This window comes from Bradyrhizobium sp. USDA 223 (assembly GCF_044909005.1).
GTDB lineage: Bacteria > Pseudomonadota > Alphaproteobacteria > Rhizobiales > Xanthobacteraceae > Bradyrhizobium > Bradyrhizobium yuanmingense.
Genome location: NZ_JBIYDR010000001.1, coordinates 3,708,062 through 3,728,067, shown reverse-complemented (window position 1 = coordinate 3,728,067; position 20,006 = coordinate 3,708,062). Strand labels below are relative to the sequence as shown.

Annotated in this window: 19 protein-coding genes; 11 read left to right on the top strand and 8 right to left on the bottom strand. The window is 64.8% G+C overall.

Going from position 1 to position 20,006, the window contains the following annotated elements; genetic code table 11:
• Positions 1-36: 36 nt before the first annotated feature.
• From ABIA40_RS17240 to ABIA40_RS17220, 5 genes are all read right to left on the bottom strand, one after another.
• Positions 37-2,967: an ATP-binding protein gene (locus ABIA40_RS17240; protein ID WP_404542351.1), complete on the bottom strand. Its 2,931-nt coding sequence runs from the start codon at positions 2,965-2,967 to the stop codon at positions 37-39.
• 133 nt (positions 2,968-3,100) lie between these two features.
• Positions 3,101-3,520: a putative quinol monooxygenase gene (locus tag ABIA40_RS17235; RefSeq protein ID WP_404542349.1), complete on the bottom strand. Its 420-nt coding sequence runs from the start codon at positions 3,518-3,520 to the stop codon at positions 3,101-3,103.
• A gap of 77 nt (positions 3,521-3,597) precedes the next feature.
• Positions 3,598-4,431 carry a VOC family protein gene (locus tag ABIA40_RS17230; protein ID WP_404542347.1) on the bottom strand — a complete coding sequence of 278 codons (834 nt, stop codon included), beginning with the start codon at positions 4,429-4,431 and terminating at the stop codon, positions 3,598-3,600.
• Between the two features lie 97 nt (positions 4,432-4,528).
• Positions 4,529-5,542: an aldo/keto reductase gene (locus ABIA40_RS17225; RefSeq protein ID WP_404542346.1), complete on the bottom strand. Its 1,014-nt coding sequence runs from the start codon at positions 5,540-5,542 to the stop codon at positions 4,529-4,531.
• 55 nt (positions 5,543-5,597) lie between these two features.
• Positions 5,598-6,353 (bottom strand): alpha/beta fold hydrolase, encoded by a 756-nt coding sequence (locus ABIA40_RS17220; protein WP_275496481.1) that lies wholly within the window; start codon positions 6,351-6,353, stop codon positions 5,598-5,600.
• 336 nt (positions 6,354-6,689) lie between these two features.
• Here ABIA40_RS17220 and ABIA40_RS17215 point away from each other — a divergent pair, with 336 nt between their 5' ends.
• From ABIA40_RS17215 to ABIA40_RS17205, 3 genes are all read left to right on the top strand, one after another.
• The gene (locus ABIA40_RS17215; RefSeq protein WP_404542344.1) at positions 6,690-7,625 is read left to right on the top strand and encodes a helix-turn-helix domain-containing protein; all 936 of its coding nucleotides are present in this window, start codon (positions 6,690-6,692) and stop codon (positions 7,623-7,625) included.
• Between the two features lie 266 nt (positions 7,626-7,891).
• On the top strand, positions 7,892-8,581 hold the full coding sequence (locus tag ABIA40_RS17210) for a type 1 glutamine amidotransferase domain-containing protein (RefSeq protein WP_275496479.1): 690 nt from the start codon (positions 7,892-7,894) through the stop codon (positions 8,579-8,581).
• A 79-nt stretch (positions 8,582-8,660) separates the two neighbouring features.
• Positions 8,661-8,966 (top strand): putative quinol monooxygenase, encoded by a 306-nt coding sequence (locus ABIA40_RS17205; RefSeq protein ID WP_404542342.1) that lies wholly within the window; start codon positions 8,661-8,663, stop codon positions 8,964-8,966.
• Between the two features lie 803 nt (positions 8,967-9,769).
• Here ABIA40_RS17205 and ABIA40_RS17200 read toward each other — a convergent pair.
• The 3 genes from ABIA40_RS17200 to ABIA40_RS17190 all read right to left on the bottom strand — a co-directional run bounded on the left by ABIA40_RS17200 (position 9,770) and on the right by ABIA40_RS17190 (position 11,490).
• Positions 9,770-9,934 carry a Flp family type IVb pilin gene (locus tag ABIA40_RS17200; protein ID WP_036005811.1) on the bottom strand — a complete coding sequence of 55 codons (165 nt, stop codon included), beginning with the start codon at positions 9,932-9,934 and terminating at the stop codon, positions 9,770-9,772.
• A 258-nt stretch (positions 9,935-10,192) separates the two neighbouring features.
• Positions 10,193-10,429, bottom strand: a complete 237-nt coding sequence (locus ABIA40_RS17195) for a hypothetical protein (protein WP_128262589.1) — start codon at positions 10,427-10,429, stop codon at positions 10,193-10,195.
• 59 nt (positions 10,430-10,488) lie between these two features.
• Complete coding sequence (locus ABIA40_RS17190; RefSeq protein WP_271545201.1) at positions 10,489-11,490, bottom strand: Ku protein; 1,002 nt, start codon at positions 11,488-11,490, stop codon at positions 10,489-10,491.
• Positions 11,491-11,719: 229 nt separating this feature from the next.
• Here ABIA40_RS17190 and ABIA40_RS17185 point away from each other — a divergent pair, with 229 nt between their 5' ends.
• The 8 genes from ABIA40_RS17185 (at position 11,720) to ABIA40_RS17150 (ending at position 20,002) form a co-directional block, all read left to right on the top strand.
• A complete protein-coding gene (locus tag ABIA40_RS17185; RefSeq protein WP_167361642.1) occupies positions 11,720-11,875 on the top strand; it encodes a hypothetical protein in 156 nt (51 codons plus the stop codon).
• A 256-nt stretch (positions 11,876-12,131) separates the two neighbouring features.
• Positions 12,132-12,806, top strand: a complete 675-nt coding sequence (locus ABIA40_RS17180) for a response regulator transcription factor (RefSeq protein WP_036005801.1) — start codon at positions 12,132-12,134, stop codon at positions 12,804-12,806.
• Between the two features lie 109 nt (positions 12,807-12,915).
• A complete protein-coding gene (locus ABIA40_RS17175; protein ID WP_275509104.1) occupies positions 12,916-14,292 on the top strand; it encodes a sensor histidine kinase in 1,377 nt (458 codons plus the stop codon).
• Between the two features lie 161 nt (positions 14,293-14,453).
• Positions 14,454-15,854: a hypothetical protein gene (locus tag ABIA40_RS17170; protein ID WP_275496473.1), complete on the top strand. Its 1,401-nt coding sequence runs from the start codon at positions 14,454-14,456 to the stop codon at positions 15,852-15,854.
• A 98-nt stretch (positions 15,855-15,952) separates the two neighbouring features.
• A complete protein-coding gene (locus ABIA40_RS17165; protein WP_157282472.1) occupies positions 15,953-16,222 on the top strand; it encodes a hypothetical protein in 270 nt (89 codons plus the stop codon).
• Between the two features lie 132 nt (positions 16,223-16,354).
• The gene (gene ccmI, locus ABIA40_RS17160; protein WP_404542337.1) at positions 16,355-17,461 is read left to right on the top strand and encodes a c-type cytochrome biogenesis protein CcmI; all 1,107 of its coding nucleotides are present in this window, start codon (positions 16,355-16,357) and stop codon (positions 17,459-17,461) included.
• A 37-nt stretch (positions 17,462-17,498) separates the two neighbouring features.
• The gene (gene ccmE / locus ABIA40_RS17155) at positions 17,499-18,023 is read left to right on the top strand and encodes a cytochrome c maturation protein CcmE (RefSeq protein ID WP_404542334.1); all 525 of its coding nucleotides are present in this window, start codon (positions 17,499-17,501) and stop codon (positions 18,021-18,023) included.
• Entirely contained in the window at positions 18,020-20,002 is a 1,983-nt protein-coding gene (locus ABIA40_RS17150) for a heme lyase CcmF/NrfE family subunit (protein WP_404542332.1), read from the top strand. The genes ccmE and ABIA40_RS17150 overlap by 4 nt, the downstream gene beginning before the upstream one ends.
• The last annotated feature ends 4 nt before the right edge of the window (positions 20,003-20,006 follow it).

Here is a 20,006-nt window from a genome sequence, read left to right as displayed (position 1 = left end):
CGTAAAGCGCGCGCGGCGAACGTGGTGGTAGGCCAGCTATGCGTCGCGAGCGTGTACCGGCGCCATCCCGTGATGGTCGCCGCGACCTTGCGCGGTCGGCCGCAGGCGCTCCAGCAGGCGCTTGGCCGCAAGCAGATCCGGCGTCTCGAAGCCCTCAGTGAACTCGCCATAGATCGGCGAGAGCAGCCGGATAGCCTTGGATTTGCGGCCGGTCGTGCTCCAGTGTGCCGCGAGATCGGTCGCGATCCGCAACTGGAATGTCAGTGCGCCTATGGCGCGCGCTTCGGCGAGGGCCCGCTGGAGCCGCTTTTCGGCGCGCAGCGGCTCGCCGGTGTGGAGAAGGATCGCGGCGTCAACCCTCTGGAGCTCCGCCCGGCACCAGCGCTCGCCCTGGCGTTCCTGATGCTCGATCGCCCGGGTGATGGCTTGGCGCGCTTCCGCGATCCGCCCTTGCGTCAGATAGGCGCGAGCGAGGACCGCGAGATAGCTGCCGATCCGCATCAAGAACCGGCATTCTGTCAGCTCGTCGATTGCGGCTCGAATATCCTCTACCGCGAGCGGATCGCCCCGCAGCTCGCGAAGGCAGGCGGAGAAATAGCGCTCGACCGGAACCCAGCGTGAGATGCGCTCGCGTTCAAGGTTGCGACGCAATCGCTCGGTGTAGCTCGCGAGCCCGTCCAGATTGCCGGTCTCCAGCGCGACAGGAAGTGCGGCGAGCCCGAATGCGTTCGACTGCGACACCCAATGGCCGCTGCGGTCCGCGGCATCGACGGCGTCGCTCGCCAGCCTTGCCGCATATTCGGCTTGCCCTTGCATCCACGCGACGAAGGGCAGGTTGAAGCGGACGGTGATGAACCGGTAGACTTCGTTTGCGTCCTTGCGCGAACGCCCCTCGGCCAGCGAGTAGGTCGCTGCGAGACGGTCGAGAACCGGGCGGCTCTTGTTCAAGTCGCCGGCAAAAGCGCGCGCCCAGGCGAGTGCGCGGTCGGCTTCGGACGTTGCCGTGAGGTCGCGGTCGCGGTCGGCAAGCCCCGTCGCTTCCTCAAGATAGGTTGTAGCGCGCGGGACCTCGCCAATCTGCAACAGGTAGAAGCCAAACCCGACCAGCGCCCGCTGCTGATATTCGATGTTGCCGGCCCGCTTTGCAAAGAGGATGGCATCGAGCCAGGCAATCTCGTTCTCATTTGACATCTTGCGGGCGTAGAACAGGCTCCAGCCAAGGGCGCAGGCGAGTTTTGTCTTCGACAGATCGTCGCACGGGATGGTCTTGGCTAATGCGAGTGCATGCGCCAACCGCGCCTGCGCTTCCGACAGGATCGACGTTTCCGACCACAAGGTGATCGCCGCAACCGTGAGCCTGATCCCGAGCACTGGATCGCCGTGCGCGCCGAACGCCCATGAAAGAGCGGCGCGCAAGTCGGCGATGCGGCCAAGGTAACGCTGGGTCCAATCGGCCGGTTCGCGCCATTTCCACTCCTCTTCGGACTGTTCGAACAGCGTGAGGACACGTTGCGCATGACGGCCTAGCGCCTGGTCGCAGGCAGGATCGGCCCGGCGCCGGTCGCCCGCGTAGCGGCACGTGCTGTCGAGCAGGCGATAGCGGAGGCTTGCGCCATGTGCCTGCGCGCTCAGAAGCGATTTGGCAACGAGACTGCCGAGGCCGGTGACGACGTCGACCGGCGTGAGCCCTGCCGCTTCGGCGACGAAGACCGCGTCCTCGACCTCGAACGCTTCGCTGAACACCGAGAGCAGGCCGAACAGTCTGGCTTCACGCTGCGACAGCAGCCTGAAGCTCCAGTCGATCGTCGCCATCAGCGTTTCATGGCGCGGCGGCGCACCATCGGCGGCGGGAACACGAAAACCCAGATTCTGGTCGAGCAACTCCACCAATTGGCGAGGATTGAACCTGCCGATCTGGGCTGCCGCCAATTCGATCGCCAGCGGGAGGCCGTCGAGCGAGTGGCAGATTGCGGCGACGGCCTCGCAATCGTCATCGACGAATTGGTAGTCCGCCCATTCAGCGGCGCGGCTGACGAACAACTGCACTGCCGGAAACCTGATGGCTTGATCGGCGGTCAGGGCGTGACCGGGTTTGGGTGAGACCAGGGAGCCGAGCCGGACGACATGCTCGGTGGCGGTGCCGAGCGGTTCCCGGCTCGTCGCAAGCAACCTGGACGGCGATGCCTCCGCCATGAACCTACCGGCGAAGATCGTCGTGGCTGGCAGGACGTGCTCGCAATTGTCCAGAATGACCAGCATCTGCCGCGGCCTCAAATAGTCGATGGCCGCAGCCAGGCTGTTGTCCGGATTGCCCCTGATGCCCAGGGCCGTCAGCAGCGCGGCGCCGAACAGCGTCGGGTCGGAGATCGTTGCGAGATCGACGAAGCACACGCCGTCGCGGCACTGTGGCGCAAATGCCTGGGCTACAGCCAAGGCAACCGTCGTCTTGCCGATTCCTCCTGCACCGGCCAGGGTCACGTGCCTGTTGCTGGTCAACAGACCCGTGATTTCGTCGATTTCCGATTCACGACCAACGATGCCACGCAGCAATGGCGGACTGGACGAGGGGACCGGTTCGGCGAGGGCAAGATCGTCGTCGACCTCGCCCATGCTGATCTGCACCTCCGCGATGAACTTGTATCCGCGGCGCGCGACGGTCGCGATGTAGACGGGCTCGATCTGGGTATCTCCCAGTGAACGCCGCAAGCTCCACATGTTGACCTTGAGATTGCTGTCGTGAAGGAAGGTGCCCGGCCAGGCGGCCGCCATCAGCTCAGTCTTGCTGACCAGCTCGCCGCAGCGCTGCACCAGCAGCTGCAAAAGCTCGAATGCGCGTCCACCCAGCTTGACGGGGCGCCCGTTGAGAAGGAGCAACTGGCGGCTGGGGATCAGTCGAAATGGGCCGAAGCAGTAAGTGAGCTCCCGCCGGCCTGTGCCCCGTTGTCGTGTCTCCGTGGCAGCCCGCATTGATCATTGCCAATCGATCGTACCGATCAACTGGTATTATCATGCACTGCAATATTCTTGAAGAGAACCCTTCCGAGTTCGTACGATTTGCCGCAGGGCAATTGCGACAAAACTCTCGCGCGGGACGGTTCGGCTATTTTTTAGGCTTGCCAAGAATGGCCATACGCATGACTTCGACGCCGCCGTCGGCAAGTTCCGGAAGCTTGGCGAACCAATCCTTCACATAAGGCATCGCGTTGTGTGCGTCGAAATCAGCCTGGCTGGCGAACACTTCGTAAAAGATGAAGTGGCCCGGCTTGGCGCGGTCTTCCTGAAGGAAGTAGATCAGGTTCTTGGGATCGCTGCGGACCAGGTCGATCAGCGGCAAGGTGGCGGCGCGCAGCATGTCTTCTTTTCCAGGCTTGGCCCGCACCTGGGCCACCACGGAATATGCACCCTCCGGAATCTCCTGATAGTGCACGCGCGGCGCTTCCTGAGCCAGAGCCGGAAGCGTCGGTGTCGCCGTAGAGGCGATCAGCAGGGCGGCGAGCGAGTTGCGGACGAGAGCTTGCATGGTGAAGTCCTTGACATGTGATTGTATCACCGGGTGACCAGCTGGGGCGCCGACAGCCACCCCCGCCGCACGAGCGTCTAGCGCACGATCTTCTGTTGCCGTTTTGCCAAGGCCTCGCTGAAGCGCTTCTTGACCGGACCGAGCGCCTTGACGAATTCGAGCTGCTCGCCCTCCGGTCCCTTGCAGTAGATCAGCTCCCAGCCGTTGGAAGGTTCGGCGGTCACCCGGTTCGTGTTGGTGTTGCGGGGCGCGGCCTTGCGATCCGCTTCCGTCATGACGCGGATGGTGCGGTTCGCTCTCACCTGCGTCATGCCGCGGCGCGCCGATTCCGCTTCGAGATCGGCAATGAACTTGTTGAAGTCGACATCGTCGCGAACATAGAAGCAGATGTGCATCATGCGCGGGAAAGCAGGGCTCATGTGCTCCACCGGTTCGGCGAAGCTCTTCGCGCCGCCCATGGGCTGATCAGCCTCGCGATATTGCAGCAGCTCGAGCACCATGTTGTCGAACTGGATGAAGCGGACGTCGAGCCGTTGTGCCCCGCTTCGCAAGTCGGGCACGCCAATGGTTCGCGGATTGACCCCGCGTGCGTTCGCCTCGATCTCCTGGTCGGCCAGCAGCGTGTTCTGCACCCCGTCGCCCTGGAAGTCGCCGTGCCGGAACACCTCGGTGCCGCCAAGCACCTCCGTGTAGAACTGGTAGGCCCGCTCCATGTTCTGGACCGTCAGCCCGAAATGCTGGACGCCCTGGAGCCGCGCGCCGAGCGGCGCCTCGTCGCGCTCGGCGTCCTGTGTCGCGGCCCGTGCGTCGACTGCCGTACCGGCGACGAGGCCCGTGACGACGGCGGCGCCGGCGGTGTGAAGCAAGGCGCGGCGACCCATGCCGGTGGGGTGGTCGGTTGCATTTGTCATGCCGTTCTCCTTGATCATTCGGTGGATTGGTCTGCGTTGTCCTGTCGGCTGGAGCAGTGCTTGGCCGGGGCGGCGAATCTGCTGCGCCCCTGCGCTTTCAATCGGCGGCGGGAAGCGGAGCTGCGGGGCTGACCAGCCCCTCGGAGCGGAGCTCGCGCCAGAAGTCAGCGGGGATGGCCTCCTCGAGCGCAGCGCGATCCTCGGCGATGCGGCTCGGGCGGCTCGCACCGGGAATGACGGCGGCGACCACCGGATTGGCGAGCGCGAACTGCAGGCCGGCCGCCTTCATGCGGATGCCATAGCGGTCTGCGATCGCCTTGATCCGCGCCACCTTCTTCAGGATTTCGGGAGGCGCCGGCGCATACTCGAAGTTCGGGCCGCCGACGAGCGCACCAGAACTGTAGGGGCCGCCGACGACGATCGCGAGCTCGTGCTCGGCGACCATGGGCATCACCCGCTGCAGCGCCCTTGCATGGTCGAGCAGCGTGTATCGGCCCGCGAGCAGGAAGCCATCGGGGCGCGGCTCGTCCAGCGCGAGCAGCAGCTCGATCGGCTCGACCCGGTTGACACCGAGTCCCCACGCCTTGATCACGCCCTCGTCGCGCAGCCGGTCGAGCGCTCTGAAGGCGCCCTTGCGGGCGCTTTCGAACACCGAGAGCCACTCGTCGCCGTAGAAATCCTGCGCAACGTCGTGCACGAAAGCGACGTCGATGTGGGAGACCGCGAGCCGCTTCAGGCTGTCCTCGATTGATCGCAACGTTCCGTCCCGTGAATAGTCATTCACGATCCGGTTCGGGCGTCCGTGTCTGAAGACGCCGCCCTTCTCGCCGAAGTCGCGGGCATCGACATCCTCGATCTCGTCCAGGATCAGGCGGCCCACCTTGGTGCTGAGCACGTAGTCGCTCCGCTTGCGGCCGGCGAGCGCGGCGCCGATGCGGATCTCGGCAAGCCCCGCGCCGTAGAACGGCGCGGTGTCGAAATAGCGGATGCCATCGTCCCAGGCTGCGTTGACCGTCGCGAGGGCTTCCTGCTCCGGGATGTCGCGGAACATGTTGCCGAGCGGCGCTGCACCGAAACCCAATTGTCCCTGCAGAACATCTTTGAGGGCCATGTTGCGAGTCCTTGTCTGCGGCAGGAAAGTCCGTCGGTGTGCGGCGCGGCCGATCTCAGTCGGTCGCTGACGTATCTGCGCTTCTGATGAACGCCGCGACTTCGCGCGGATGCGACAGCATCACCGCGTGGCTGCTCTTCATCTCCGTCACCTTCGCGCCCGAGCGCTTGGCCATGGTGCGCTGTGCCGTCGGCGGGATCATGTGATCCTCGCTCGTCACCATGTAATAGGTCGGCTTCGTCTTCCAGGCCACGCGATCGACCTTGGTCTGAACCGCCTGCAATCCCCAGGGCAGCTGCGCCGCGCCCATGAAGCGTGTCGTGGCCGCGTCGACGTCGGCCGCGAAAGAGGTGGGGAATTTTGCGCGGTCGACGAGCAGATAATTGCCCTCGGTGACCAGCGGAGCCTTGTGCTCGCCGGGAGGCACTGGGGCTTCCGCCAGCGTGCTGACGGACTCTCCGGCGTCGGGAGCAAAGGCCGCGAGATAGACCAGGCTGCGAACCTTCGGATTGTCGCCGGCTTCCGTGATGACCATTCCACCATAGGAATGCCCGACGAGAATGACCGGATGCCGCGCCTTGGCGATCACGCGCTCGGTCTCCGCGACATCGTCTCGAAGCGTGATGGTCGGTTGCTGGACGACGAGCACCTCATAGCCCGCCTCCGAGAGGATGCTGTAGGTGTCCTTCCAGCCCGAGCCATCGACGAAGGCGCCGTGCACGAGAACAATCGAAACATTCCTGTCGGCCGCGGCCGCGGGGACGGCGGTTGCGATCGACAACGCGGCAAGCGCGGAGGTAAGCGACTTCATATCAGGCTCCTGTCCTCGACACGGCGACATTGCCGTTGATGCGCCCTTCACTAGCGCACGACCGCATTGCGATATTTCCGATTCCTGCGCGATGACGCACGCATCTTGCTGAGGTGCGACGAGATCAGCTTTCGGAGCCGAACACGCCTGGCTCCAAGCCTTTGCCTTGGCTGGCTTTTACCTCTTTTAACCGCGCCGCCTCTGGACTTCGCTGGCGCGGCTTGTGAGTAATTCGCGATCGGCGTGGCAGTGACCGGGGCTGCAACTCACCACCGGATGGAATGATCGCTCGCGCGATACGGGGCCGGTGATCGCCGCAACGAAGCGGAAGTCGCAATGGCGCTCGTGACGCATGGAGATCAGAAGTACAAGAACAGCGAGAAGCTCGCTGAGGCCAACGATTGGCCGGGGCTGAGCATCGAGCATCGCAAGTTCGAGGCGGGCCGTCAGGCAACGCCCGTCCCCGTCTGCACCGAGCTCGTCATGCTGCTGTCGGGCGGCGGGACGGTGTGCCGCGCCGGCAACGGCGAAGTCCAGAAAAGCCTCGCGCGTCCGGGCATGAGTTATCTCGTGCCCGTGGGGACGCAGGAGAGCCATCTCGAGCTTTCGGACCGGATGGAATGTCTTCATCTCTATCTGCCGCCGGCGCTGCTGGGCCACAGCGCACTTGCGGATTTCGACATCGATCCCGCAAAGGTCGAGATCGCCTACGCTCACGGTCTGGCGGACCAGGTGCTCTTCCACATCTGCTCGCCGCTTCGCGATCTGCTCCATCGCCCGCGCCAGCCGACCGACGCGCTATTCGTGGAGGGGATCCAGGTCGCCCTCGCGGCGCATCTTCTGGGCAATTACACGATCGACCGTTGGCGCGCGCCCGAGAAGTTGCCGGCGCTCGACCCGCGGCGCCTGCAGCGCGTGCTGGACTATATCGAGGCTTCTCTCGGCAGCGATGTCAGGCTCGAGGATCTGGCGGCCCAGGCCTGCCTCAGCCCCTATCATTTTTCCCGGCTGTTTCGCGAAGCGACCGGGCTGTCGCCGCACCGTTACGTCACCGATCGCCGCGTCCACTCCGCGCGACAGGAGCTCGCGCGTGATCGCTTGTCCCTGGTCGAGATCGCCCTGGAGTTCGGTTTCGGCTCGCAGGCCAATTTCACGCGCGTATTCCGCAAGGCCGCAAATCTCACGCCGGGGCAGTATCGCGAATTGTGCTGCGGCCAGGCCGAGGTGAAATCCGATTGCATCGAAACGGCATTTCGCAGGGATTGCGCATGACGCAGCAGGATTCGGAAATACGGCCCAAGGTGCATCGGGCAGTGCTGTTGCAGCGACCAGGTCGGCGAGAGGACATATCGACATGATCGGGCCGCTCCACGCCACCGGGCAGCTTCGAGGATCACGTCAAGGACATGGCGATGTGGGGAGCGACCGGGCAGCCGTGTCCGAACTGATCGCTCTTTCCCGACAACGAAAATATCCCTCGGCCAGTCGTGGTGTTTCTGGCCCCCTGAATGCAACGGCGTTATCGAACGGAGAAAACCATGACCCAACATGTCCTTTTCATTGTCACCAATGCAGCTGTGATCGGTCCGCATAGTCGCAAGACCGGTTTCTTCTTCGCCGAGGTCGCGCATCCTTTCGAGGTGCTCGACAAGGCCGGGGTCGCGGTGGAGTTCGCGTCGCCGGCCGGGGGGTGGACGCCTTACGATGCGTACGACGAGAAAGATCCGGCTCAGAAGGATTTTCTCGCAAGCAAGGCCTTTCGCCGCTTGAATCACAGCCGCAAATTGTCCGAGGTGGACGCCGCCGACTACGACGCCATCCTGGTGCCCGGCGGTCTTGGGCCGATGGTGGACATCCAGCGCAATGCAGCGGTCCAGAGTGCCGTCGTGCGTGCCTGGAGCACCGGCAAGATCGTCGCTGCTGTTTGTCACGGGCCGTGCGCGCTGCTCGGCGTTGACCTTGGCGATGGCGTTCCGTTCGTGCGCGGCAAGAAACTCACCTCCTTCTCGAAGAAGGAAGAGTTCGACTACGCCCGCGACGATGTGCCCTACGAGCTCGAGGATGCGTTGAGGGCAGAGGGTGCCGAGTACTCGTCCGCGGCCAACTGGCAACCTCACGTCGTCGTCGATGGCCGGCTCATCACGGGGCAGAACCCTGCCTCCGCCGGAGCGCTGGGAAAAGAGCTGCTGGCCGCCCTCAAGGATAGGAGCAGTGGCGCGAAAATCTGAGGGTTCGCAGTGTACGGAATTCGGGAGGGATGGGCTCGGCATCCGAAGCCGCGCTTACCCTCGCATGAGGAGCTATCGCATGACGCAATCGCCGTCCAAGATTACGGCTATCCTCGTTGCTCGCCCGGGCACGTCCGCTGAACTCAGCGCGTTGCTTGTCGGTATGGCTCCGCATTCCAGGGCTGAGCCTGGCAACCTGCGTTGGGATGTCTGGCGCGACATATCGAACGAAGATCGCTACGTACTCGACGAGCTGTACCGCGACGTTGCGGCCGTCGAAGCTCACCGAGCCTCGCCGCATTACCAGGCTTACCTCGCCAAAATTCCCGAGCTGGCTAATCGGACGGCAGTGGTCTTGGAAGCGGTCGAGGTTGGGGACAGGTGAACGGCGTCAGCGAATCTTCGAAGTCACCGGATCCCTATTTGCAGCAGGACTATCGCATTTGGGAGTTTTTCCCCGCGGCCATCCTTCGAGACGCCCACGTTAGGAGGGCTCCTCAGGATGAGGGCGGGGTGCGCGGCAGCAATTTCAACGAGCATTGATGCCGATTAGCCTCATCCTGAGGAGGCGCGTAAGCGCCGTCTCGAAGGAGGAGGCGTGCGCGCAGGCCGCCGCGACAAGTCATATACGATTGCCCTGCTATTTGCAGTTCTTGCAGATCATCAGTTTTCGCTTCAACGCCCCATCTTCCTGATCGAGGCCGTCTGCATCTGGATTGGACCTGGCGTCTCCCGCTGCGCGTGAACGTACAGGTGGCGTCACGCGGCTCGGGGTGTCAACGTCATCGACGGTGCCGACGCTGAAGCCATCGTAGTCGGCGGCTGGGTTCCGCATCGGTTGCGCCCCGCCAATCACGGAAGGCTCTCTGCTGGACGCCGCCGGCGGAGGTCCGTTTGTCGTCACCGGCGCAGGCCTGCTGGCACTCGGGCGTGGCGGCGATGCATCGGGCGGAGCCAGCGAAACCGGCGGCGCGACCGAAGTCTGGCCTCTCGCGCCGTCGTGCGACCAGGCGGCGACAAGCACGAGGCTGAGAGCCAGGAGCATCACGCTTCTCATCGGCATCCTCTCGGCAGCGCTGGTTGCTCGATCGACAGCATGGCCCGTCGAGCCCGCTCCGCCGAAGAATATCAGCACCGAGTGGGCCGTGAAAGCGCCGTCTAGCGGACGCGGGCCAGCTCGGCCGGCGGTTACTTCATCGCGGTGCTGACCGAGTTGAACTTGTTGTTGAGCAGCGCAGCGCCCGTGCTGTTGACGATGGTCACGATTGCCAGAGCGATCCCAGCAGCGATCAGGCCGTACTCGATTGCGGTTGCGCCATTCTCATCGGCAAGGAAGGACCTAAGCAGACGCATTGCCAACTCCTGTTCATCCGATCCGATGGATGGTCGCGTCGTTATCGGACTTGCAAATCGATCGAACAAATCTTCGAGCGCGCCAAAACGCGGCGATCGCACCTTAGCTCGTACGACGGCATTCATTAAATTAGGGTTCCGTCGATCCGTTCAAATGAAGTCAAACCGACAGCCCGGTGCATTGCCCCATTGGCTTGGCCGCTTAACCGATTGTTGAGCCTGTTCGTTAACGAATAGGCAAGGATGTCTCGATCGCGCTCATCCGCGCCGGCCGTCCGCATTCAGCGCCCGCAACATCGCGATGCGGGCGAACATCACCCAGCCGCCGCCGGTCTCGGCCGCATTGATCAAGGTCTCGATCGCCGTCTGCCAATGCGCTTCGTGCTGGGCGTCCTCGGGCAGCTCCATGATGTAGTCGGCGGCTTCTTGAAGCGTGAGCAGCTTGCGCTTGTTGCTCACGCGGACGGGATCGTCGAAGGTCGTCGACCAGGGCATGTCAGGCCGGCCGGTCGGCGAGGGAAGACATCACGGCGTGATCGCGGGGTGTGGTGCTGTTAGCCGGCCTTCTTTGCCCGCGCCGGCGCGCGCACCGGCTTGTCGGCGGCCTTCTTCGGCGTGGTCGCAGCCCTCGCCGCAGCTTCCTTGCCGCCCTTGCCCGATATCGGCAGCAGCATCTCGCGCTGGCCCTCGACGCGCTTCTTCGGCTTCTTGGCCTTGGTGTCCTTGGCGGTCTCCTTGGCCGTGTCCCTGGCGACCTTCGCCGCGGGCGCCGCGTCCTTCTCGTTCGCGATGCTCTTCTTCAGCGCGTCCATCAAGCTGATGACGTTGCCGCCGGTCTTCGGTGCGGCCTTGGCGGTGATCGGCATGCCGCTGCGCTTCTTGTTGATGAGATCGATCAGAGCGGTCTCGTAATGATCCTCGAACAGCTCGGGCTCGAACGCGCCGGACTTCTTCTCGACGATGTGCTTGGCGAGGTCGAGCATGTCCCTCGTCAGCTTCACGTCCTGGATGTCGTCGAAATATTCCTTCTCGCTGCGGACCTCGTAAGGGTAGCGCAGCAGCGTGCCCATCAGCCCGTTCTCGAGCGGCTCCAGCGCGATAATGTGCTCGCGGTTGGTCAGCACCACGCGGCCGATCGCGACCTTGTCCATGCTGCGGATGGTCTCGCGGATCACCGCATAGGCGTCGTGGCCGACCTTGCCGTCCGGCACGAGGTAGTAGGGGCGGATCAGATAGCGGTTGTCGATGTCGGCCTTGGGCACGAACTCGTCGATCTCGATCGTGTGGGTGGAATCGAGCGCGATGTCGTCCAGCTCGTCCTTGGTGACCTCGATATAAGTGTCGGTGTCGACCTTGTAGCCCTTGACGATGTCCTCGGAGGTCACCTCGTCGCCGGTCTCGGCATCGACCTTGAGATACTTGATGCGGTGGCCGGTCTTGCGGTTGATCTGGTTGAACGAAACCTTCTCCGTATCCGAAGTGGCCGGATAGAGCGCGACCGGGCAGGTCACGAGCGACAGACGCAGAAAACCCTTCCAATTGGCGCGGGGGGCCATGGGCTACTCCAGACGCAACAGCGGACAAGCTTTGAGGATACCATCGCCCAGTTGCGAATCATAGCAACCGCCGGCGCGGAATCTTGCAACGGCGTTAATCGCCGCCTGCGCCGTGTTTGCCGGGCGGACCCATGGACCGGAACATCGCCCGAGATGACGCGTTGCCCCGGCAATTCATCGCCGAGGAGGTCGCGGCCATCCGACGCGACAGCCACAGATCGAGGTCACCATGGCAACCAGGCGAGAGCAGAACCGGATCGTTGAAACTCCGACCGAGGCGCGCCAGGGCGAGCCCGGACCTTCGGTGGCGGCGCTGCTCGCCATCTCGACCGGGCTTGCGATCCTGATCCTCGCCGTCGTCTGGTTCGTGTTCTTCCGGACCTGACGGCCGGATCAGCACGCCGGCACCTTCCGGCTCGCCGCGCGATGCGGCACGTTGCGCCCACCATGCCGCCGGCTCCTCCGGCGGCATGGTGGGCGCAGTCGCATTTGCGCGCGCCAAGTCGTATATGGCCCGGCCGTATATGACCAAAAAGTAACGTAGCCCGGTTCCCTGCGTTCATATTCAGTTCACGCCGGAATTGCTCATCTGTGGCGGTGTTCATGTCGCCTGTTCTTGCAGCCTATCCTTGGAGAGAAGCGTGCGCCTGCTCGTTGTTGAGGACGACCCCGATCTCAATCGCCAGCTCACCAAGGCGCTGACCGACGCCGGCTATGTCGTCGATCGGGCTTTCGACGGGGAGGAGGGGCACTATCTCGGCGACAACGAGCCGTATGACGCCGTGGTGCTCGATATCGGCCTGCCGAAGAAGGACGGCATCTCGGTGCTGGAAGCCTGGCGCCGCAACGGCCGCACCATGCCGGTCCTGATCCTCACCGCACGCGACCGCTGGAGCGACAAGGTGCAGGGCTTCGATGCCGGCGCCGACGACTACGTCGCAAAGCCGTTCCACCTCGAGGAGGTGCTGGCGCGCATCCGCGCCCTGCTGCGCCGCTCCACCGGCCATGCCCAGAGCGAATTGACCTGCGGCCCGGTGACGCTCGACACCCGAACCGGCCGGGTCAGCGTGTCGGGCAATCCCATCAAGATGACCTCGCACGAATATCGGCTTCTGGCCTACTTGATGCACCATTCCGGGCGGGTGGTCTCGCGCACCGAGCTGGTCGAGCATCTCTACGACCAGGATTTCGACCGCGACTCCAACACCATCGAGGTCTTCGTCGGCCGCATCCGCAAGAAGCTCGACGTCGACATCATCCAGACCGTCCGCGGTCTGGGCTATCTCCTGACCCCGCCGCCGGCCCCGGGCGCCTGAGGCGTTCCGGCCTTTGAAGTATCTTGGCTTGACGGGAGGCCGAACAGGGCCCTTGGTCCGGTCATGACGTCCGACCACCTGCCATCCAGCGCCGCCCGGGATCATTCCGATGGCCGCTAGCTCGCTTGCGAACCGACTGTTCCTGTCGGCGACCGCCTGGCTCGTGGTGATCCTGGCCATCACAGGCGTGGTGCTGTCGTCGGTCTACAAGAACGCCACCGAGCGCGCCTTCGACCGCCGGCTCAATCTCTATTTGCGCACCCTCATCGCCGAGGTCGCAACGCCCGACGAGCCGCCGGACCGCCAGTTCCAGTCGCTTGGCGAGCCCCTGTTCGACCTGCCGCTGTCCGGCTGGTACTGGCAGATCACGCGGACCGACACCGAAAAGCCGGAGGTGCGCTCCTCGCGCTCGCTTTGGGACAAGAAGCTACCGAAGCTCGAAGAGCAGGGTGCCGAGCTCACCGCCGCCGGCATCCGCCTCGCCTATGTCGACGGGCCGGAAGGGCAGAATCTGCGCATGGTGGAACGGCCGGTCGATCTCGGTGCCGACGGCAAATTTCTGGTCAGCGTCGCCGGGGACGATACCGAGATTTTCGACGAGACACGCAGCTTCGACTACTATCTCGGCGGCACCTTCACGGCGCTCGGCATCGTGCTGCTACTGACGACCGTGTTCCAGGTCCGTTTCGGCCTTGCACCGCTCAAGCGCATCTCGGACGCGATCGCCGACATCCGCTCCGGGCGGGCGGAACGGCTCGAGGGTGAATTCCCGGTCGAGATCGCGCCGCTGGCGCGCGAGACCAACGCGCTGATCGACGCCAATCGCGAGATCGTCGAGCGAGCGCGCACCCATGTCGGCAATCTCGCTCATGCGATCAAGACGCCGCTTTCGGTCATCGTCAACGAAGCCAGCGCGCATGCCGCCGATCCGTTCGCGGAGAAGGTGATGGAGCAGGCGGATGTGATGCGCGACCAGGTCGCCCATCATCTGGAGCGCGCCCGCATCGCGGCACGGGTCTCGGTGGTCGCGACCGTGACGGAGGTGGCGCCTGCCATCGAGGGACTGCGGCGGACCATGGAGAAGATCCATCGCGACCGCGGCATCGCGGTCGAGGCCAAGGCCGATCCATCCGCCAAGTTCCGGGGCGAGCGGCAGGATCTTGAGGAGATGGTCGGCAATCTCGTCGACAATGCCTGCAAATGGGCGGCCTCGCGCGTCCTCATTGATGTCCTCGTCGAGCCGCCACAGCGGGCCGGCGCCGGCCCGCGTTTGCGGGTCATCGTCGACGACGATGGCCGCGGCCTGTCGGAAGCCGAGCGCGCCCAGGTCGCCCGGCGCGGCCAGCGCCTCGACGAGTCCAAGCCCGGGTCGGGACTGGGGCTGTCGATCGTGACCGACCTCGCGGCCCTCTATGGCGGCAGCCTTTCGCTCGGCAGCGCCCCGACTGGGGGTCTGCGCGCCGAGCTGGTTCTTCCCGGACTATAATCCCTTGTTTCGACGACAATTTCCGGCGCGGCTGAGGCTCCTCGAGCGAAGCATGGGAGGCATTCGAGGCAGCTTCCTAAACGGCTTCTTAAGTGGGGACCCCCTATGATCGCGCCGGACCCATCCCATGTCCGCCATTTTACCGTGCATTACCCGGGCGCATGAGCCAGACATCGATCGAGCGGCTGAGGGAATATCTCGCGCAGCTCCCGCCGCAGTCGCAGGCACTGCTGATGCGGGAGTTCGAGCGTGCGCTGGAGCGCGGCCAGGACACGGCGGTGGCCACCCTCGTGCTCGAGCAGCTGCGCAAGATCGTCCGCAAGAGCGAGGCCGACGAGGCTTTGCCGCCGCGCACGGACGATCTGTCGCGGCTCCTATTCCAGGTGTTGGAACCGTTCCTCGTCGAAGCGGGCACTCCTGTCAGGGCCGGCCAGATTCGCCGCTCCTCGCTGCAGCCGATCTGGCAGTGGCTTGGCCGTGACGGCGCACCGGACAAGGTGAACGAATTCGAGGCGGCGCTGGCGCGCATGCCGGCGGACAGTGCTGGGCAGGTCGAAGCCCTGGCGCAGAAGCTTCAGGCCGTGGCCGCGGATGCGATCTTCGAGCTGACGGGGCCGGGCGGCGGCGACAAGTCCCGGGCGCTGGCCCGGGTCGGACCGCCCAACGTGATCGAGGATCTCTATTCGATCGGTGCGGTGCTCCAGGTCCGGGACGCCATTGCGACATTGAACGAGAAACTGCCGCGCACCTTGCGGGCCTTCGGGGATTCCCAGATCGCCTCGGTGACGTCGGCGCTCAACATTCCGGCGCTTCAGACGCCGCAGATGCTGCCTTTCGCCTTGTCGATCGTCGTGCAGCGGATGACCGCGCCCTGGCAGATCATCCGCCTTGCGGTCAAGATAGCGGCGTCCGATGACGAGATCCGCGTCGCGGCGACGCCCTACGGTATGGCCGTCACGATGGCCCTGCATGATCTGTCCTGCGTCGCCGCGGTCCTGCGCATGGACATCAAGCGCGGCCATTTCGACCATGTCGCCGGCAACCTCAAGACGCTGCACGACGGCGTGCGCGGACTGCGCACCGAGCTCGACCTGCGCAACGATTCGGCCTGGGGCAAGCAACTGACCTCGATCCGGGCCGACATCTCCAATGCGCTGCAGTCCGAGATCGACAGCGTTCCCGGCCGCGTCCGCCGCATCCTGCGCCAGCGCCCCGAAAAGGACATTCCGCCGGGCGCGCGGATCGACAGCACCGAAGTCGAGGAAACGGTGGCACTGATCGACTTCGTCGCGACGTGCCGCAACTATGCGAGCGAGCTTGCGATCAACGAGGTGACGCTGCGTACCTTCTCCGATCTCCAGCAATATGTGGAACGGTCGACCGAGCAGCTGGTGCAGTCGCTGCGTGCCGCCGATCACAAGGTCCGCACCTATCGGCAGCAGCAGGTGCAGGCCGCGATCCGCTTCTGCCAGGTGCTGTTCGGCGACGATTACGCCTCATTGATGAGCCGGGCCGCCGAAAATGCACTCACGGGCGAGCGCAAATCGTCGCGCGCAGGCTGATCGGCGCGCATTTTTTCTGATCACAATTTTAAGTTGACGACGCCGATGGCGCACCGTACTTTCGCAGTGCAAGTCTGGAAATTTCCATCTGTAGACGCATGAAACCGGTCATCAGCTCGATTGAAATTGAGAACCGCGTCCTCGTTGCCAAGTATCAACGGCTGATGGTTGGAGCCAAGGTGGTGCTGGTCGAGAAGGCCAGCGATCGGCAGCTGCCTGAGACCGCCACCAGGGTTGCATCTCGGGTTCCGGTCGGAGCGCTGCGCATCAGATTGCCGGATGCAATCAAGCCCGGAACATACTTCCTGAAGGCCTTCGACGGGCACGGCGAGCAGGCCGCGCAAAGTATCGACTTCGAGATCGGCTAAGCCGTTGGATTTTCACCTTTTCGGGACGACCTGCGGGTAGCGCCGCCTTGACAATTGTCAATTGCCGCATCCTCCGGCCGTGGTGTAAAGGCACCTACAGGCGCGGTTCGGGCGCCGCCGGAAGCTTGCCAGATGACGCTATGGTTCGTGTTCGCGCTGATGACGGTCGCGGCGATTTTCGCCGTGCTCTGGCCGCTTGGCCGCACCAGCCGCGCGCAGGATCAGGGCAGCGAGGTCGCGGTCTACAAGGACCAGCTGGCCGAGATCGAGCGTGATCTCGTCGCAGGGTTGATCTTGGCGCCGGAGGCCGAGGCTGCGCGCGTCGAGGTCAGCCGCAGGCTGCTCGCGGCGGCGGCCAGCGAGCCGGCAACGGCGCCGAAGTCGAACCTCAAATGGCGCCGTGCGGCGGCCGTGCTGGCGCTTGCCGGACTGCCGCTCATCGCGGCCGGCGTCTACATGCCGCTCGGCTCGCCCCGGCTGCAGGACTTTCCCCTTGCGCAGCGGGAGCGCGGGGGTGGCATGGCGCAGTCGCTCGAGAACCTCGTCGTGCAGGTCGAGCAGCATCTGGAGAAGAATCCGACGGACGGGCGCGGCTGGCACGTGCTCGCGCCGGTTCTGGAGCGGCTCGGCCGCTTCGACGACGCGGTGCGCGCCTATCACAACTCGCTCACCTACAATGGCGAAAGCGCGGAGCGCAGGTCCGATCTCGGCGAAGCGATCTCGGCTGCCGCCGGCGGCGTGGTGACCGCCGAGGCCAAGGCCGAATTCGAGCGCGCGCACGCCTTGAACGCCGACGATCCCAAGGCGAATTACTTTCTGGGCCTTGCCGCCGAGCAGGACGGCCGCAAGGACGACGCGACCAACATCTGGCGTGCGCTGCTTGCGAAAGCGCCGGCGGATGCTCCGTGGCGTGCCCTGGTGCAGTCCTCGCTGGCGCGGGTCGGTGGGGGCGGCACGCTGCCGGCGCTGTCCGACGAGACGATTGCTGCCTCCAAGGACATGGCCGAAACCGATCGCAACGCGATGGTGCGCGGCATGGTCGACCGTCTGGCGACGCGGCTGAAGCAGAACGGCGACGATGTCGAGGGCTGGCTGCGTCTGGTGCGCGCCTATCTGGTGATGGGCGAGCGGGACAAGGCAATGGGCGCTTCGGCCGATGCCCGGCAGGCGGTTGCCAGCAACGCCGAGCGGCTGCGCCAGCTCAACGAAGGCCTGAAGACTCTCGGGATCGGCGGATGATGATTTCGGGACGAGAGATGCGGAGAACGGATACGCCATGACGCGCAAGCAGCGACGTATGACCATCATCGGCGGATCGCTCGCCGTGCTCGCGCTCGCGGCCGCGCTGGTGCTCAACGCGCTACGCGACTCCATCGTGTTCTTCTCGACCCCGACCATGGTCGCCGAGAAGCATGTCGAGCCCGGCAAGCGGTTTCGCCTCGGCGGCTTGGTGCAGCCCGGCTCGCTCCAGCGCGGCGACAATCTCGCGGTGACGTTCGAGGTCGCCGACGGCAACGCCAAGCTGCCGGTCGCCTTCAAAGGCATTCTGCCCGACCTATTTCGCGAAGGGCAGGGCGTCGTCGCGGAAGGCGCACTCGATGCCAACGGCGTGTTCAAGGCCGATACCGTCCTTGCCAAGCACGACGAGACCTACATGCCCAAGGACGTCGCCGATGCCCTGAAGAAGCAGGGGCACTGGAAGGACGATTACGGTGCCCAAGGCTCCGGTACCCAAGCCTCCGGTGCCGCCAAACCCGCGGCGACGACCGCGCAAGGCAATCCGCAGGGAGCGGTGCGGTGATCGCGGAATCAGGACATTACGCGCTGGTGCTGGCGCTCGCCCTCGCACTGATCCAGTCCGTCGTGCCGCTGGTCGGCGCGCGCCTTGGCGACGCCGCCCTGATGAACGTGGCGCGCTCGACCGCACTGGCGCAGCTGCTGTTCGTCGGCGCCTCATTCACGGCGCTGGTGATGCTGCACGTGAACTCGGATTTCTCCGTCGCCAACGTCTACGAGAATTCCCACTCGATGAAGCCGCTGCTCTACAAGATCACGGGCGTGTGGGGGAACCATGAAGGCTCGATGCTGCTGTGGGTGTTGATCCTCGCGCTGTTCGGCGGCTTGGTCGCGAGCTTCGGCAACAATCTGCCGCTCTCGCTGCGCGCGCATGTGCTGGCTGTGCAGGCCTGGGTCGCCAGCGCGTTCTACCTCTTCATCCTGATGACATCGAACCCGTTCCTGCGCATCGCCAGCCCGCCGATCGAGGGACGCGATCTCAATCCCGTGCTCCAGGACATCGGTCTCGCCGTCCATCCGCCGATGCTCTATCTCGGCTATGTCGGCTTCTCGATCTCGTTCTCATTCGCGATCGCGGCCCTGATGGAGGGACGGATCGATGCGGCCTGGGCGCGCTGGGTGCGGCCCTGGACGCTGGTCGCCTGGATCTTCCTGACCCTCGGCATCGCCATGGGCTCGTACTGGGCCTATTATGAGCTTGGCTGGGGCGGCTGGTGGTTCTGGGATCCGGTGGAGAACGCTTCGCTGATGCCTTGGCTTGCCGGCACCGCGCTCTTGCATTCGGCGCTGGTGATGGAGAAGCGCAACGCGCTGAAGGTCTGGACTATCCTGCTCTCGATCCTGACCTTCTCGCTGTCGCTGCTCGGCACCTTTCTGGTGCGCTCGGGCGTCATCACCTCGGTGCACGCCTTCGCCACCGATCCGACCCGCGGCGTATTCATCCTCTTGATCCTGTGCCTGTTCATCGGCGGCAGCCTGTCGCTGTTCGCGGGCCGCGCCACCTCGCTGAAGCAGGGCGGCCTGTTCGCACCGATCTCGCGCGAGGGCGCGCTGGTGCTTAACAATCTGCTGCTCACGGTGGCCTGCGCCGTGGTGCTGTTCGGCACGCTCTATCCGCTCGCGATGGAAATGCTCGCCGATTTCAAGATGTCGGTCGGCGCCCCCTTCTACAATCTGAGCTTCGCGCCGCTGTTCGCGCTGCTTCTGCTCGCGGTGCCGTTCGGGCCGATGCTGGCGTGGAAGCGCGGCGACCTGCTCGGCGTGATGCAGCGCCTGCTCGCGGCCGGGGTTGCCGGGCTGGTCGTGGTCGCCATCGTCTGGGCCTGGGTGCGGGGCGGCAGCGCGCTGGCGCCGCTCGCGATCGGGCTCGGCGTCTTCGTCATCGCCGGCGCGGTCACCGACCTCGGCGAACGGACGGGCCTGGTGCGCCTGCCGTTCGCAACGGTGCTGCACCGGGCGCGCGGCCTGCCGCGCTCGGCGTGGGGCACCGCGTTCGCGCATGCCGGCCTCGGCGTTGCGCTGATCGGGATCGTCTGCGAGACCACCTGGAACAGCGAATACATCGCGACCATGAAACCGAACGAGACTGCCCATATCGCCGGCTACGATCTGAAGCTCGACGGGCTGTTTCAACGCCAGGGCCCGAACTACCGCGAGATGATTGCCGAATTCAACGTCAGCAGCGACGGCAAGACCATCACGGTGATGACGCCTTCGAAGCGCAGCTTCACCACCCGCGGCTCCTCGACGACGGAGGCCGCGCTGTTGACCAGCGGCGCGAGCCAGCTCTACGTCTCGCTCGGCGACGCCACCGCCGAAGGCGCCATCGCCGTGCGCATCTATCACAAGCCGCTGGTTCTCCTGATCTGGTGGGGGCCGGTGCTGATGGCGCTCGGCGGCGTGCTCTCGCTCTCCGACCGCCGCCTGCGGGTCGGCGCGCCGAAGCCGGCGCGGGCCAAGCAGCGCCTCCAGCCCGCGGAATGATCCG

Coding starts and splice junctions, on each gene's coding strand:
- ABIA40_RS17200 (WP_036005811.1), bottom strand. CDS start 9,934: ATGCGTCTGCTTAGGTCCTTCCTTGCCGATGAGAATGGCGCAACCGCA.
- ABIA40_RS17185 (WP_167361642.1), top strand. CDS start 11,720: ATGGCAACCAGGCGAGAGCAGAACCGGATCGTTGAAACTCCGACCGAG.
- ABIA40_RS17215 (WP_404542344.1), top strand. CDS start 6,690: ATGGCGCTCGTGACGCATGGAGATCAGAAGTACAAGAACAGCGAGAAG.
- ABIA40_RS17230 (WP_404542347.1), bottom strand. CDS start 4,431: ATGACAAATGCAACCGACCACCCCACCGGCATGGGTCGCCGCGCCTTG.
- ABIA40_RS17175 (WP_275509104.1), top strand. CDS start 12,916: ATGGCCGCTAGCTCGCTTGCGAACCGACTGTTCCTGTCGGCGACCGCC.
- ABIA40_RS17165 (WP_157282472.1), top strand. CDS start 15,953: ATGAAACCGGTCATCAGCTCGATTGAAATTGAGAACCGCGTCCTCGTT.
- ABIA40_RS17220 (WP_275496481.1), bottom strand. CDS start 6,353: ATGAAGTCGCTTACCTCCGCGCTTGCCGCGTTGTCGATCGCAACCGCC.
- ABIA40_RS17170 (WP_275496473.1), top strand. CDS start 14,454: ATGAGCCAGACATCGATCGAGCGGCTGAGGGAATATCTCGCGCAGCTC.
- ccmE (WP_404542334.1), top strand. CDS start 17,499: ATGACGCGCAAGCAGCGACGTATGACCATCATCGGCGGATCGCTCGCC.
- ABIA40_RS17235 (WP_404542349.1), bottom strand. CDS start 3,520: ATGCAAGCTCTCGTCCGCAACTCGCTCGCCGCCCTGCTGATCGCCTCT.
- ABIA40_RS17195 (WP_128262589.1), bottom strand. CDS start 10,429: ATGCCCTGGTCGACGACCTTCGACGATCCCGTCCGCGTGAGCAACAAG.
- ABIA40_RS17190 (WP_271545201.1), bottom strand. CDS start 11,490: ATGGCCCCCCGCGCCAATTGGAAGGGTTTTCTGCGTCTGTCGCTCGTG.
- ABIA40_RS17210 (WP_275496479.1), top strand. CDS start 7,892: ATGACCCAACATGTCCTTTTCATTGTCACCAATGCAGCTGTGATCGGT.
- ABIA40_RS17225 (WP_404542346.1), bottom strand. CDS start 5,542: ATGGCCCTCAAAGATGTTCTGCAGGGACAATTGGGTTTCGGTGCAGCG.
- ccmI (WP_404542337.1), top strand. CDS start 16,355: ATGACGCTATGGTTCGTGTTCGCGCTGATGACGGTCGCGGCGATTTTC.
- ABIA40_RS17205 (WP_404542342.1), top strand. CDS start 8,661: ATGACGCAATCGCCGTCCAAGATTACGGCTATCCTCGTTGCTCGCCCG.
- ABIA40_RS17240 (WP_404542351.1), bottom strand. CDS start 2,967: ATGCGGGCTGCCACGGAGACACGACAACGGGGCACAGGCCGGCGGGAG.